15 protein-coding genes are annotated in these 13700 nt (G+C 42.1%); 9 read left to right on the top strand and 6 right to left on the bottom strand.

The annotated features are described in order from the left end of the window. Nucleotides 1–6: 6 nt before the first annotated feature. Nucleotides 7–717: a YkgJ family cysteine cluster protein gene (locus tag RE474_RS06205; RefSeq protein ID WP_309312097.1), complete on the bottom strand. Its 711-nt coding sequence runs from the start codon at nucleotides 715–717 to the stop codon at nucleotides 7–9. 419 nt (nucleotides 718–1136) lie between these two features. Continuing rightward, on the bottom strand, nucleotides 1137–2606 hold the full coding sequence (locus RE474_RS06200) for a DHH family phosphoesterase (RefSeq protein WP_309312212.1): 1470 nt from the start codon (nucleotides 2604–2606) through the stop codon (nucleotides 1137–1139). Nucleotides 2607–2722: 116 nt separating this feature from the next. On the opposite strand from RE474_RS06200, the gene RE474_RS06195 reads away from it, so the two are divergent. The 7 genes from RE474_RS06195 (at nucleotide 2723) to RE474_RS06165 (ending at nucleotide 7740) form a co-directional block, all read left to right on the top strand. Beyond that, nucleotides 2723–4201, top strand: coding sequence for an NAD(P)H-hydrate dehydratase (locus RE474_RS06195; protein ID WP_309312096.1), 1479 nt, complete (start codon nucleotides 2723–2725; stop codon nucleotides 4199–4201). Then, nucleotides 4201–4383 carry a hypothetical protein gene (locus RE474_RS06190; RefSeq protein ID WP_309312095.1) on the top strand — a complete coding sequence of 61 codons (183 nt, stop codon included), beginning with the start codon at nucleotides 4201–4203 and terminating at the stop codon, nucleotides 4381–4383. The genes RE474_RS06195 and RE474_RS06190 overlap by 1 nt, the downstream gene beginning before the upstream one ends. Nucleotides 4384–4396: 13 nt before the next feature. Continuing rightward, nucleotides 4397–4873, top strand: coding sequence for a cyclic pyranopterin monophosphate synthase MoaC (gene moaC / locus RE474_RS06185; protein ID WP_309312094.1), 477 nt, complete (start codon nucleotides 4397–4399; stop codon nucleotides 4871–4873). 91 nt (nucleotides 4874–4964) lie between these two features. Beyond that, nucleotides 4965–5813: a ribose-phosphate diphosphokinase gene (locus RE474_RS06180; protein WP_309312093.1), complete on the top strand. Its 849-nt coding sequence runs from the start codon at nucleotides 4965–4967 to the stop codon at nucleotides 5811–5813. 24 nt (nucleotides 5814–5837) lie between these two features. After that, the gene (locus tag RE474_RS06175) at nucleotides 5838–6323 is read left to right on the top strand and encodes a hypothetical protein (protein ID WP_309312092.1); all 486 of its coding nucleotides are present in this window, start codon (nucleotides 5838–5840) and stop codon (nucleotides 6321–6323) included. 15 nt (nucleotides 6324–6338) lie between these two features. Continuing rightward, entirely contained in the window at nucleotides 6339–6971 is a 633-nt protein-coding gene (locus RE474_RS06170; protein ID WP_309312091.1) for an endonuclease III domain-containing protein, read from the top strand. Next, nucleotides 6955–7740 carry a C15orf41 family protein gene (locus tag RE474_RS06165; protein WP_309312090.1) on the top strand — a complete coding sequence of 262 codons (786 nt, stop codon included), beginning with the start codon at nucleotides 6955–6957 and terminating at the stop codon, nucleotides 7738–7740. Before RE474_RS06170 ends, RE474_RS06165 begins: the two co-directional genes overlap by 17 nt. Before the next feature lie 11 nt (nucleotides 7741–7751). Here the strand turns inward: RE474_RS06165 and RE474_RS06160 are convergent, their stop codons facing one another. Then, the gene (locus RE474_RS06160) at nucleotides 7752–7985 is read right to left on the bottom strand and encodes a hypothetical protein (RefSeq protein WP_309312089.1); all 234 of its coding nucleotides are present in this window, start codon (nucleotides 7983–7985) and stop codon (nucleotides 7752–7754) included. 208 nt (nucleotides 7986–8193) lie between these two features. Between RE474_RS06160 and lysS the strand changes: the two genes are divergently transcribed. Further along, on the top strand, nucleotides 8194–9786 hold the full coding sequence (gene lysS, locus RE474_RS06155; protein WP_309312088.1) for a lysine--tRNA ligase: 1593 nt from the start codon (nucleotides 8194–8196) through the stop codon (nucleotides 9784–9786). A gap of 8 nt (nucleotides 9787–9794) precedes the next feature. Continuing rightward, nucleotides 9795–10463, top strand: coding sequence for a class I SAM-dependent methyltransferase (locus RE474_RS06150; RefSeq protein WP_309312087.1), 669 nt, complete (start codon nucleotides 9795–9797; stop codon nucleotides 10461–10463). On the opposite strand, the gene RE474_RS06145 is transcribed toward RE474_RS06150, so the two are convergent. The 3 genes from RE474_RS06145 to RE474_RS06135 are packed head-to-tail and all read right to left on the bottom strand — an operon-like array spanning nucleotide 10460 to nucleotide 13646. After that, entirely contained in the window at nucleotides 10460–10705 is a 246-nt protein-coding gene (locus RE474_RS06145) for a pro-sigmaK processing inhibitor BofA family protein (RefSeq protein ID WP_309312086.1), read from the bottom strand. The two genes, RE474_RS06150 and RE474_RS06145, sit on opposite strands and share 4 nt — an antisense overlap. A 50-nt stretch (nucleotides 10706–10755) precedes the next feature. Then, complete coding sequence (locus RE474_RS06140; RefSeq protein WP_309312085.1) at nucleotides 10756–11133, bottom strand: nucleoside 2-deoxyribosyltransferase; 378 nt, start codon at nucleotides 11131–11133, stop codon at nucleotides 10756–10758. 38 nt (nucleotides 11134–11171) lie between these two features. Next, on the bottom strand, nucleotides 11172–13646 hold the full coding sequence (locus tag RE474_RS06135) for a U32 family peptidase (RefSeq protein WP_309312084.1): 2475 nt from the start codon (nucleotides 13644–13646) through the stop codon (nucleotides 11172–11174). Between the last annotated feature and the right edge of the window lie 54 nt (nucleotides 13647–13700).

The raw sequence follows: 13700 nt of genomic DNA, 5'->3' as shown, positions 1-13700 counted from the left end.
GGTAATTCAGATATTTTTTGTTATCCTGTACGTTCCCTCACTATAATGGACGATGTAATTTAAGTATCCTTGCTTCAGGCAAGAATCTGCAATAATTTTACTATTTTCTCCTGTTTTGAAGCCATTGTAGTTCTTATAGGTGAGAATAGTATCCTCTAATTCCACAATGTATCTTTTCAGCAAAAGCTCTGCAAGTTCATAACTTTCTTGTTTATCCATGGCTCTTCCAATACCTTCGCATTCAGATATATTGAGCTTAAGTCCTTCCATATAGAACGGGTATGTACTGCACAAAAGAGGTCTTAGGTTGTAGATCCTGCACTTATGGTCTGTGGTATCATCAGGGATGAACGAACAATCATTATTCTCCTTTCGATGCAGCATCCATCCAAATGTATGTATATTTCCGTCCTCATCAATGAGCCCGTCTGCGGCATTAATCTCGCATTCTTCTTCCGGGGTTTCGGATTCCGCTACAAAAGGATCTGCAATTTCCTCCCATCTGAGATTACAATTATCTTTAATTGTATGTATCTCAGTAGCAGTTATCGCTACCCTGTTATCGCCACACTCTCTGCGACAGCATTTCCCACACATCAGGCATTTAAATCCGATATTGTGAATCTCATCGGCAATTTGCTGCACGCTTATCTCTTTAGCAGCAACAAGTTCTGCTACAAGTTCATTGATAAGGATTTCCTTCAAATTATCATTCATCTGCTTATCTGAATGCTCTGATCATTTATCTTTCATGGGGTTGCACTTTCCAGTTCATGTTCTTTCAAAAACCGGTTGTGTTGTTTATGTCTATGCATTTTTTCAATAAGATGGCAGTATGAAAAAGGGTAATGTCCTTCATTTAAAGTATGATTTTGTAAGCGTATGTGTTCTATGCTGGCTAATATGTAATATTTTGTATGCCCACGTATGGGCTTACTAATTATTACTATTATGTTTGTAAAATATGGACGGTTATGTGTGGAAATTACTATATTTCTTTGATATATGTATATGCAGGTATATGGATGTTGCAATATATTCTCTATTTCATATATATTATTATATATGTTTTATATTGTGCATAACTTCGCATCTGCTTCTAATTGCAGTTTAACAAAAAACAGTAACGGAAGAGTCTATTCGTCGGCCTCTTCCACACCGACAGCTGCCAGGAATCTTTTTACGACAGCTTCATTAACAAGTCTTAATAGTGTCTGGCGGTCCTTGGATGCACTGAAAACTCCAAGAGGAATCTGCGCGGCCGCTGCAGTTGCATGTCCTCCGCCTGCGTCTTCCCCAAATGCTCTTTTCATTACATCTCCAAGGTTGACTCTTATATCGTTACTGCGACCGGATATGTAGATCTTATCTTCAGTCACTCCGAAAACGATCGATGTTGAAATACCTTCAAGGTTAAGCAGATAGTCTGCTGCTTGCGGCAATGTGTCCCTGTTACGGATACTTCCCACATTTGAGAGCAGATAACTTCCAATTACCTGTCTGCTGTTAATGGCTTCACCAAGCACATCCAGTGTTTCAATTGACATCGAAGGACGTTCCAGTTGTTCCAGTATATCATGGTCAGATAAAGGATAGAGATACGAAGCTGCAGAAAGGTCTGCTGAATCCGTATTTCTCTTGAAGTCAAGGGTATCTGTCCTTATGCCGTAGAGCAGCGCAGTAGCAAGTTCACTGTCAATATCGATATTGAGTTCCTGCAGGTATTTTGTAAGAATTGTAGCAGATGCACCGACATGCGGTCTGATATCGATAAAGTCCGCATCTATATCTGCATCAGGAAGAGGATGATGGTCTATAATGATATTTACATGGGTATCAAGAGAAAGCGAGTTATTTGCACCTGGCATTGAACAATCAACCAGCGCAAGGTTCTCGTAATTTGCAAATCCAACATCTTCCGATCTGTAAAGATCAATGCCAAGCAGGTTCACAAAAGCCTTGTTTTCCTGATGTCCTATCTCTCCGTGATATATAATGTCTGCAAGAACATTGAAAGATGATGCAATAGTTTTCAGTGCAAGGGCACTGGATATGGCATCAGGATCGGGGTTATCGTGGACAACAATTCCAAGTTTCTTTCCCTTGTTTGTTTCAAACCACTGTGTGAGCTTGTTACCTCTGCGCATAGCTTCTGCGCGCTCCAGTGATCTTGAAAGGGACTTTGCCACCATTCTTGGCGGCATAATTACAAGGTCTGCTCCAAGGGTTTCCATCTCCTGCATGTTGATCACATCAGGAGCTCTTACTACAGAGTAAATATCAGGTGATACTTTTTCCTTGATATTTTTGAGGGCTATTTTGTTTGCCTTTGGATCAGAACTCAGGATAAGGATACCTGCAAGGTTCTTGGTGTTGATTGTGTCAAAAAGGTTTGGGTCGCTGACATCACCAACCATGGCTTCATATGCTTCCTCACGCAGTGTTTCAACCTTCTGCGCATCCTTATCGACGATAATAAGCTCTTTGTCAAGTTCCCTGAGTTCCTTGGCTAATGCAAATCCAAAACTGCCACTACCAAGAATAAGGTATGTGGGCTTGATTTTAGTTTTGTCAGTTGCGTTAATCTCCTTTGCAACGTTGTTAATAGAATAACCTCCATCTGGTTAAGGGTCATATTTGCATAAAACAATTTTCAATAAAATTACAGAAATAATACATTAACTGATAAATAGAATGCAAACTAAGGAATAAATAGGTAACTATGTCTTCCATCACTTCTTCCAAAATGCGTGCTATCGATGCTAATTGCACATATCTTGGCTTAAGCCCTGTGCAGCTTATGGAAAATGCAGGTGCTGCCATTGCCCGGGAAATTATGTCTAAGATAAGTTCCGGTAAAGTCCTTTTTGTTGCAGGCAGGGGAAACAACGGAGGAGATGCCTTCGTTGCTGCACGTCATCTGGCAACGAACACGAATTATGAAGTAAGACTGATACTCCTTGGTCATTCTTCCCGCATAAGGACAGAAGAATCAAAACAGAACTTTTCTCTTCTCAGTTACAGCGGCCTTACAGAATTAAAGGAAATAGCAGATTCAAAGGAACTTGAAAAATATTCAGGATGGAAGGACAATGACATTATTGTTGATGGGGTACTGGGTTCAGGAATAAAAGGCGCTCCAAGGGAGCCTGAATCAACTGCAATTGCCCTGATCAATTCTTCTAACTCATTCATAATTTCCATTGACTCCCCATCGGGGTATGATCTGGATGGTGGAGAGGTTGTAAAAAGTGTGATTGCAGACATGACGATTACTTTCCACAGGATGAAAACAGGTCTTGAACTTCCCGGTTCTGAAAAATATTCCGGTCTGGTAAAAGTTGCTCCGATCGGTGTTTGCAGGGATGCAGAGGAATATGTGGGGATGGGAGATCTTATGTCCCTCTCACGCAGGAACAGGGATGCCCACAAAGGCAATTCAGGACGAGTACTAATTATCGGCGGCGGTGCGTACTATGGTGCTCCTGCCCTTGCAGCTCTGGCAGCACTTCGAACTGGTGCGGATATAGTAACTGTGGCAGTACCGGAGAATGTTGCAGATACCGTTGCTTCATTTTCACCAAATCTCATAGTGATACCACTTAAAGGAGACCGGCTTAATCCATCAAATATTCCTGTTCTCAAAAATCTCTTAGAAACTCATGATGTTGCTGTGATCGGTCCGGGCCTTGGCAGGGAAAAAGAAACTCTGGAAACGGTGGAACAGCTTCTTCCTCTATGCAGGAAAGCTGTTGTTGATGCAGACGCGCTCTTTGAGCTGAAATTGCCCATAAAATCTGAGGGTAAATTCATTCTGACGCCACATTCTGCAGAGTTTTCACGTCTTTACGGTTCTGAAATTCCAGAGGAACTTGATTCTAAAAAGAATGTTGTCAGCAGTTTTGCTTCAGATAATGATGTTACAGTAGTTATGAAAGGAAAGGTAGATGTCATCTCGGATGGTTCAGTCGCCCGTCTTAACAGGACAGGTAATGCCGGAATGACCGTTGGCGGCACAGGAGATGTTCTGACTGGAATAACCGGTGCCCTCTTTGCAGTTAATGATGCAATGGATGCGGCTTCATGTGCGGTTTTCATAAGTGGTGCAGCCGGCGACCTTGCGTTTAAGAACAAAGGAAATGGCTTGCTTGCGACAGATATAATTGCTCGGATTACAGATGTTATATTAGGTGTATTATAATGGAGCAGGAAAGCAGAAAAATTAGTGTGGATATTGAAAGAAAGTGGATACGCATCATTGTCAGCCATGGCAAGGATGAGGAAATACTCAAACTTACAATTGATGAGGCACGTATTCTGAAAGAACAACTAAATACTACTATTGAGGATTACCTGCAGAGACAAAATATTAGAATTGATTAAAAACGGTGATTAATTGGAAGCTACATTCACACATATCGAGAACGACCGCGCGGTCATGGTAGACATCAGTAAAAAGGATATAATTGTGAGAAAAGCAATAGCTTCCGGCGAAATAGTCCTGAGTGATGCAACCATCGGGAAGATACGCACAGGTACTGTTGAAAAAGGTAATGTGTTCTCCACCGCGCGCGTGGCTTCGATTCTTGCGGTTAAGAAGACTCCGGAACTTATTCCTATGTGTCATCAGATCCCAATTACCAAGGTGGATGTAGACTTTTCAATTCATGAGAACATCGTTCGTACAACTGTAGAGGTGCGTTCTGTCGGAAAAACAGGTGTTGAGATGGAGGCACTCACAGGTGTCTCAGTTGCCCTGCTGACTGTGTGGGATATGGTCAAATCTGCAGAGAAAGATGAAACTGGTAATTATCCTGCAACTGGAATCCAGAATATAAAAGTTCTTGAGAAAGTCAAAATGAACCAAAACTAATGTATTTGAGGGATGCATTAGAAAGCACTCTAATCACTCTGATCAATTATCCAAAATTAAATATTAATTAAATCTTAAAGAGGTAAATTATTTGAAAATTATAGGGGGACCAGCATCTCAGGCTCTTTCATCAAGGGTTGCAAGAGAACTTAATATTGAGCCTACTGTATGTGACTTCACAAAATTCCCGGATGGTGAACTCTATTCACGCATACTTGATGAGGACGTGGATGAAGTTACTATTATCCAGAGTACAACAACTGATTCTGATCTTGTTGCCTTATTACAGCTTATTGACGCCTGTGAGGATTCACCTGTCATAAATGTGGTTATACCTTACATGGGCTATGCCAGGCAGGATAAAAAGTTCAAGACAGGAGAGCCAATAACTGCAAGGGCTATCGCAAGGACGATCAATGCAGACAGGATCTTTACAGTAAATATACATGAGGCAAGTGTTCTGAACTATTTTAATGCCGATGCATTCGATCTTGATGCTTCACGTCTTCTGGGTTATCACATAAGGTCACTGAACCTGTGCAATCCTCTGATTGTCTCGCCTGACAAGGGTGCAATCAACCTTGCAGAGAATACAGCTACCGATGTCGGACTGGAATATGATTACCTTGAAAAGACAAGACACTCCGGTGATTCAGTTACTATCAAGGCAAAGAATGTCGATGTAATGAACAGGGATATAATCATCATCGATGACATGATCGCAACCGGTGGAACCATGGCAGAATCCATCAAACTGCTGAAATCCCAAGGTGCAAAGGATGTGTACCTTGCATGTGTTCACCCAGTTCTTGCAAGGAATGCGGTGTTGCGCCTGTACAATGCAGGGGTAAAAGATATTATAGCTACCGATACAATAGAAAAGGTGCAGAGTTGTGTCAGTGTGGCACCTCTTATAGCCAATGCTTTAAGAAGTATCTGAACATTAATATATTGAGGTTTGATCATGACGTTGCCCGATATTTGTCCCAAAGACGGAGTTTCCCAGTGTAAGAAAAAAGCCTGCCACCTTTACGTAGTAGAGTGGCGTACAGGGGACGAACAATGTGTGATCGGGTACCGCTCAACTCACAAAGAGCTTTCAAGATCCACTCCTATGGTAGATACCTATGCCGAAAGCACGCGCATGAGGATTCAAAAGAAAGCTCCTGTTGAAAGAAAGTCCTGGCCTGAACCAGAACAAAGTACTGAAAGGCGTCAACATCTTAAGCGACAGCCAATTTCTGCAGAAGCTCCCACAGAGATTGCCGGGCTTCCTCCTAAAGAACCAATGTATCCTGTAAACCGTGAAGAGGTTGTGGTAAATGACAAGGACACTACGGTTTTTGAAGCTCGCAAAGATGTCCAAAAGGAAGACAAAAAGAGAAAGTCTCTGGATGAATTAATGGATCTGGACCTTCCGGATGATTATGAAGAAAAATTCTGGGACTAACTCTTCTGACATGTCATGACGGCTGGAATACTTTGCAGGGTATATGATCTGCTTCTTGATGAACTCGGACCCCAATACTGGTGGCCTGCTGATACGGCATTTGAAGTTGTTATCGGGGCCATGCTCACGCAGCAGACAAAGTGGACCAATGTGGAAAAGGCCATTGAGGGCCTGAAGGATCATGGTCTTCTGGAAATAGAGCCTCTTGCTGAAGCTGACACTGAGCTTATTGAAGAACTTGTGAGATGCTGTGGTTTCTACCGGCAAAAAGCTTCCAGGTTAAAGGGAATAGCGGCTTTTTTTGCAGAAAACGGTATGGATAATGTTTTTTCCCTTCCTGTGATGGAACTCAGGAAAAACATATTGTCTATTAAAGGAGTTGGCAACGAAACTGCCGACAGCATTGTTCTTTATGCTGCCAACAAACCCAAATTCGTCATAGATGCGTACACGACCCGCATGATGAAATGTATTGGCATAGAGGGCGACTATCTGCAATTACAGCAGAGATTTGAAGCAGAACTTCCCGAAAACGTAGATATCTATAAGGAATACCACGCCCTCATAGTTGAATATTCAAAAGCCTATTGTGGCAAAAAAAGATGTAATGAATGTATTCTGAAGGATTTGAATGAGAATGGATATTGAGACTTATAATAAGATATATGAGAGCCTTGAGAGCGTAGATGACGTGAAGAATGTATCCCGGCAGTTCTCACAGCCTATAGGTACCATCCATTCAATATTGAACCAGAAAACTGTCACAAAGGTAAAGAGAAATTTCTCCAGGGTAAAGAGTAAGTCCCCAAGGCATCTGAAGCAATGGAGGAAAGGAAAAAGTATCATTGAGATAGCAAAAAAGAATGATATTCCTGCAACTCTTATGGTTTCCATGCTGCTCAAGGAAATGGGTATTCCTAAAAAGGGTTTTATCAGGAATCTTGAAGATCAGCCTGACGGGCGTCTGAAAAGAGAAGTAATTGCAGCTACGGAATCTGATTTCTTCTTCTCTCCGAAAGCTCATGCTCTTCATGCAGAGAAAGGTGAAATGGGAGAATCCATTCTTTCTGAGTGGCTTGATGAGCACGAAATTACATACAGGTCAGAAAATGACCTGAGGGAAGAGGGTTTTTCAAAGACTCCGGATTTTCTGCTGGACTCAGAGATCGTGATAGATGGTATCGATATTTTCTGGATAGAAAGCAAGGCTCTTTTTGGTGATGAAAAAGAGCATGACTACTATATTAAAAAGCAGTTCAGGGAATACGAAGAGAAATACGGTACCGGTATGATCGTTTACTGGTATGGTTATATAGATACTCTTAGTTACAATGGGAATCTGATAAAAGATTACAGGTTCTTTGATAAGAACCGTGATACGATAGAAGAACTACTGAACTTCAAGACATACTGGTAACTATTTACCGACTATTTGCTTTTTTGTATATTTTTCAGTTCGGACATGACCTTTTTTGTATACACCTGATACACACCTTCGTCATCATACACAACAACTTCCTTGTTGATGGTGGCATGATTTGCGTGGACTACGAGGAATGGCCAGAGCTCATTATTGTTTGGATCACGCTGGTTTTTCATGTTGAAAATATCCTCAGAGGCGCATAATGAGATCCTGTGCATATTTTCAGTAATGCGAGTCATATTAAAATGAACAGTAATTTTTTATTAATACCTTTCGTATTGAAATTATATGAGGCGGGAATCTGTCCGCAAACGGACAAAATACTCTTCTAAGATTCCTTTCAGGAATTTCGTCTTAAGCAAAGATTATAATAGTAACAATCATCTAAGGTTACTGACTCCGGAGCATCCGGACATTACTATATTCTCATCATAGATCGGTGAAATCATGGCAGATATTACACATTGGGCAGATGTCATCGCAGACGAGGTGCTGGCAAAAGGCAAAAAGCACCTGGTTGCAACAGGCATCACACCCTCAGGTCACATTCATATTGGTAACATGCGCGAGGTCGTAACTGCAGATGTAGCATTCAGGGCTCTTGAAGATAAAGGCGCTGATGTTGAATTCATCTACATTGCAGACACATACGACCCATTAAGAAAGGTCTATCCTTTCCTTGACGATAGTTATGCGCCCCACGTTGGCAAACCACTTTCTGAGATTCCATGCCCATGCGGCGAACATAAGAATTATTCCGAGCACTTCCTTGAGCCATTCCTTGCAGCTCTTGAACACCTGGGAATCCATCCAACTGTTTACAGGGCAGATGAACTTTACAAGGAAGGTGTCTATGTAGAAGCTATCAAGCAGGCTCTTGTGAAAAAGGATGAGATTGCAGCGATCTTGCAGAAGAAATCCGGCAAGACCCCTGTAGATACATGGAGCCCGTTCAACCCGATATGCAATGAATGTGGAAAGGTAAACACCACCATTGTGACTGGTTTTGATCTTGATGCTGAAACAGTGAACTATGAATGTTCATGCGGAAGCAAGGGTACAGTCTCAATGAAGGGCGGCGGAAAACTGACGTGGCGTGTTGACTGGCCGGCAAGGTGGAAGGCTCTTGGTGTTACGGTTGAACCATTCGGTAAGGACCACGCTTCAAGAGGCGGTTCATATGACACCGGCGTTGATATTACCAGGGATATTTTCGGCTATGAAGCACCACATCCAATAGTCTATGAATGGATCATGCTTGGTCAGAAAGGTGCAATGTCATCATCAACAGGTGTTGTTGTTTCAATTGCAGATATGCTCAAGGTGGTGCCACCTGAGGTACTGCGCTACCTTATCATCCGTACAAAGCCTGAAAAGCACATCAGATTCGATCCTGCTTTGCCACTTCTCACACTTGTGGATGAGTTTGAGCGCCTTCAAACAAGTGAAAATGCTACATCCTATGATAAGAGGATGATCGAGCTTTCACATGCAGCAGGGCTCTGCCACACTGACATTCCGTTCAAGCACATGACAACGATCTACCAGGTTGCTGCAGGTGACTTTGATAAGATAATGAATATCGTGAAGAGAGCAGGATACGACACCAGCAGCGAGAAATGCATACGTGAGCTTGTTGACAATGTTGGAAACTGGCTTGAGATGTACGCTCCTGACAATGCAAAGTTCAGTGTCCAGGAAGAGCTTCCTGTAAGTACTTCACAGCTCAATGATCTTCAGAGAGCTTTCCTCAGTTCCTTCTCAGACATACTGGACAAGAGCGGTGAGCTCAACGGTGAGGACTACCACAACCTTGTATATTCTGCAAAAGAAGCAGGTTCCGAACTCAATACAATGATCGCTGGTGCACTCAATGTGGATGCAGCTTCACTTGAAGTAAATCCAAAGGAACTTTTCAAGGCAATATATGTCTCAGTACTCGGACAACCTTCAGGTCCAAAAGCAGGTTGGTTCCTTTCCTCACTTGAAAAGGACTTCCTTGCAATGCGCTTTAAGGAAGCAGCAGAGTATAAGCCCTGACCCTGATTATGGCAAACAGTTCATTCCCGGGCAATGACCTTCAGGGCAAGTCCCATTTCCTTGCCTGGGATGAAGAATACAAACATGTGACCTGGGGGGGTCCCAGGTCGATATCTATGCTGGAGGGATTAATCTCTTCCAGTTCACTTGTTCTTGACCTTGGCTGCGGGAATGGCAGGTTCCTTTTACCACTTTCCCGTAAGTACAATACAATCGGTACTGATGTTTCAGCAACTGCAGTCAGAAGAGCCAGAGAGTATCTTTCAAAAAGCAATGTTGGAAGCGATAAAAGAGCCGAATGCCTTGCTTCGAGTATAACATCAATTCCTTTTTCTGATAATTCATTTGACGCAATCCTGTGTCTTGGAGTTTTGCAGCACTTGCTGGAAGATGAAAGAAAGCAGGCAATTTCTGAGATTAAAAGGGTGATGAAAAGCGGTGCGATTTTTGTGCTGGAAGTTTTCGGAACTGAGGATATGAGATACGGTGGCGAGTCTGTGGAAAAAGATACTTTCATCAGAAAAAATGGTATCATATACCACTATTTTACACGTGATGAACTGGAATCACTGCTTGAAGGATTTGAAATCTTAGAAATGAAAGACCTGGTATCAGAAAAAAAGTATCATGGCGAACTTCACAGGCGCCATCAGATAAGGGTAATTACACGTCTTTAGAATGCTATTCCAAAGTAGTTCAGCACAATTATAAGAAGTGCACCAAACACTCCTGCAATTGCACATACAAGGATCACAACCCAGGTATATGCGATATTCAGGCCGAGCACCAGGTTTGCAACAACCAGCACCACGAGTCCTAAAACAGTGTTAATCGCCATGTTCTTGACGGTTTTCAGTACTTTCCAGAGAATTATTGCAGCAATGATAGCTACTATAAGAAATACTATTTCGGTTACCATAATCACCATTTTTATATTACTATGATAAGTATTTAATCGTTGCTAAAAAATTAGAGTTTGTTTGCATCACTCAGGAATTTACTAATCTCTTCTTTCATTTCATTAATATTGTGATATTCTTTACAGATTATTCTCTTATCACCAAGAAGCATTGCAGATACATTAGCTTCAGGAACATTCAGACACATAACCGGAATCCCTCTCTGAAGCGCACTGCAAATCTCATAACCAACGCCAATTGAAGGTGTGCTGACCTCTGCTATCACACATTCGCTCTTTTCAAGAAATTCCATGTCCCTGATGTATATCTCTTCTTCGGAAAGCAGTGATTCTGTTTTTTCAAGTTCAGGGTCCGCAACATGCCAGCTCAGAACTTCATGGCCGCTGTCCTGAAGATAATTACACATCTCCATGTAAGTGGATAGCATCTGCCTACCACCCCTGATGGAGGCTGAAAGGAATACTCTCATTGCACACCTCTATGATAATGTCCTCTGGTGTGGAACTCGCTGACATCACTTCCCTGCCATATATGCCTGGTGTCACCTGAGTAGTATGCATCGATATTGGCTCTGTATGCTCTAGTGACCATACCAACATTGTAATCATCCATGTTTCTGGCGTCTATCCTGAGTCTGGAAAGACCTGCTTTGATAAGCTGGGGAATATCATCCAGCAGGCAGAGTTCTCTTGAATTGAATATATGGGTTCTACATTGTGAATCGGTCTTGATTGGGAATTCAAATCCTTTTTCATCGATTATCTCAAAATTGCCACTCTTACACTGGGATCCACAGTTAAAACCATTCTCATCTTTCTCTCCAAGAACACCGCCGATGAGACAGTGTTCAGATTCCATGATCTGAATCTGACCATGTGCAATATATTCGCAATCACCATATTTTGCAATATCAATTATTTGTCCAAGATTCATTTCAGTTGAGAGTGTAACAGCATCAGCACCTTTTTCTTCAAGTGCATGAAGACTGTGTTTATTGAACACATTCAGGGAACTGTCAGTCAGTATTTTAAGACCTGCAGTGCGTGCAATTTCAAGGACGCCGAGATTGGCTGCAATAGTTCCTTCAAATCCCAGTTCCTTTGCAATCTTAATTGTTTCTTTCACATTATGGAATTCAGAGTCTTTCATAATGATTGGAGTGTGTAAATATACAGGAATATTCTTTTCAGCTGCAAGCTCTGTCATTACTTTCCATTCCAGAGTTTGAAGCTCTTTTAATGATACGTCAATGTAAACAAGATCTGCTCCACTTTTCAATGCAGAATTGAACTTTTCCGAACTATTGACACTAACTGAAAGCAGTATTTTTTTCTCCTCACTTTCAGCACCAACATCTGTTTCCTTTTCTAGAATTTCAGAACTTCTTTCATGTGCTGGCCTTCTGAACTTTTCGATTCTAATCCTTTCAAGTTCAGTAGTAGCTTCGGTCCTCGCATTGTTCAGTTCTTTAATCGGAATGAATGCATCATCCGGCAGATCAACTTCAATTTGCTGAACTTCAAAAACTGTGTTTCCGGTCTTTGCAAGCTGCTTTTTCACATCATCTTCTGTTGTGGGTCTTTTCTGTGATCTTTCAACAGTGTAGTCAGAAATAACAGTTGATGTGTTATTTTCATTATCAGAAATTGAGAGCTCGAGTTTCTCTCCGATGATTGCTTTAAATTTGATAGAAACCGGAACCTTACGTATTGGAGCAGGAGAACTGTAGGAAGCCTGCAATTCTTTCATCAGGGAATCATCAAGTGTTCTGTAAACAGTTGTACCGGTTTTAGGAGGCTGGTCAAAATTGATAGTTATAATATCTCCGCTGTCCGCTTTCTTTTCCAGTCGGTTTCCAACGTAGATTCCTCTTACTATTGTACCGGCATCCCTGCTGCCTTCAAAACCAATCCCATCGCCGACTTCAAGCTCGCCTGTAAGCGTGATCTCCATTCTTTTAAACTTATTATTGTATCCGCTGACCTTTCCAACCACAATTCCCTGGTTATGAGGTCTTTCCCGGCTCATCAGGTCCCCAGCAGGATCACCCTCGAAGTATCCGGTGGTGAACTCCCGGTTGAATAACTGTTCCAGATTCTCTTTTTCTTCATCGGTTACAAAATAGTTATCAGGGTCTTCTGCAAACCTGTCAATAAGACTGCGATATATCCTTACAACACCTGCAACATATTCCGGGCGTTTCATCCTGCCCTCGATCTTGAATGAATCTATTCCCGCTTTAATGATTTCAGGCAAAATCTCAGATGTGTTCAGGTCTTTAGGACTCAGAAGGTAGCTCCCTTCTGTTTTTATCTCTTTTCCATCCCTTCGTAACCTGTATTGCTTACGGCATGGCTGGGCGCAATATCCCCGGTTACCGCTTCTGCCGCCTATCATGCTGCTCATAAGACACTGGCCTGAGTAACAGATGCAGAGTGCACCGTGTACAAACGCTTCAATCTCTGCTCGGGTTTCAGTTTTTATCCTTGCAATCTCCTGAAGTGAGAGTTCCCTTGCAAGTACAATTCTCTTAACTCCCATTTCTTTCAGGGCCAGCACAGCTTCTGTATTGTGAATCGTCATCTGTGTGCTTGCATGGATCGGAAGTGACGGGACTTTCTCTCTTGCAAGTTCCAGAAGTCCTATATCCTGCACAATGATGGCATCGGTTCCAAGTTCATCAAGGGTATACATGAGCCCAAGTGCTTTTTCCATCTCACTATCCTTGATGAGTGTGTTCATGGTAACATAGACCTTTACACCTCTAAGATGTGCAAAGTCAAGTGCTTCCCTGAATTCCTCTATGGTGAAATTTCCTGCATATGCCCTGGCACTGAAATCCTGAATACCAAGATACACTGCATCTGCTCCATTTTCAACGGCAGCTATCAGTGATTCCATGTTTCCAGCAGGAGCTAAAAGTTCGGGAGTTTTAAGCATGATAATCGCTCAGATGAGGTGAGAGTATATAAAAGCCCCTCTCCCATTCTTTCA

The sequence above is a fragment of the Methanolobus sediminis genome (genome assembly GCF_031312595.1).
Taxonomy (GTDB): Archaea; Halobacteriota; Methanosarcinia; order Methanosarcinales; family Methanosarcinaceae; genus Methanolobus; species Methanolobus sediminis.
Note: the sequence above shows the minus strand (reverse complement) of the source record. Positions and strands in the feature narration are given on the sequence as shown.

Bases quoted from the DNA above. Each gene is read 5' to 3' on its own strand.
- RE474_RS06205 (WP_309312097.1), bottom strand. From the start codon at position 717: ATGAATGATAATTTGAAGGAAATCCTTATCAATGAACTTGTAGCAGAA.
- RE474_RS06195 (WP_309312096.1), top strand. From the start codon at position 2,723: ATGTCTTCCATCACTTCTTCCAAAATGCGTGCTATCGATGCTAATTGC.
- lysS (WP_309312088.1), top strand. From the start codon at position 8,194: ATGGCAGATATTACACATTGGGCAGATGTCATCGCAGACGAGGTGCTG.
- RE474_RS06170 (WP_309312091.1), top strand. From the start codon at position 6,339: ATGACGGCTGGAATACTTTGCAGGGTATATGATCTGCTTCTTGATGAA.
- RE474_RS06190 (WP_309312095.1), top strand. From the start codon at position 4,201: ATGGAGCAGGAAAGCAGAAAAATTAGTGTGGATATTGAAAGAAAGTGG.
- RE474_RS06140 (WP_309312085.1), bottom strand. From the start codon at position 11,133: ATGCTATCCACTTACATGGAGATGTGTAATTATCTTCAGGACAGCGGC.
- RE474_RS06165 (WP_309312090.1), top strand. From the start codon at position 6,955: ATGAGAATGGATATTGAGACTTATAATAAGATATATGAGAGCCTTGAG.
- RE474_RS06145 (WP_309312086.1), bottom strand. From the start codon at position 10,705: ATGGTAACCGAAATAGTATTTCTTATAGTAGCTATCATTGCTGCAATA.
- RE474_RS06175 (WP_309312092.1), top strand. From the start codon at position 5,838: ATGACGTTGCCCGATATTTGTCCCAAAGACGGAGTTTCCCAGTGTAAG.
- RE474_RS06150 (WP_309312087.1), top strand. From the start codon at position 9,795: ATGGCAAACAGTTCATTCCCGGGCAATGACCTTCAGGGCAAGTCCCAT.
- RE474_RS06160 (WP_309312089.1), bottom strand. From the start codon at position 7,985: ATGACTCGCATTACTGAAAATATGCACAGGATCTCATTATGCGCCTCT.
- RE474_RS06135 (WP_309312084.1), bottom strand. From the start codon at position 13,646: ATGCTTAAAACTCCCGAACTTTTAGCTCCTGCTGGAAACATGGAATCA.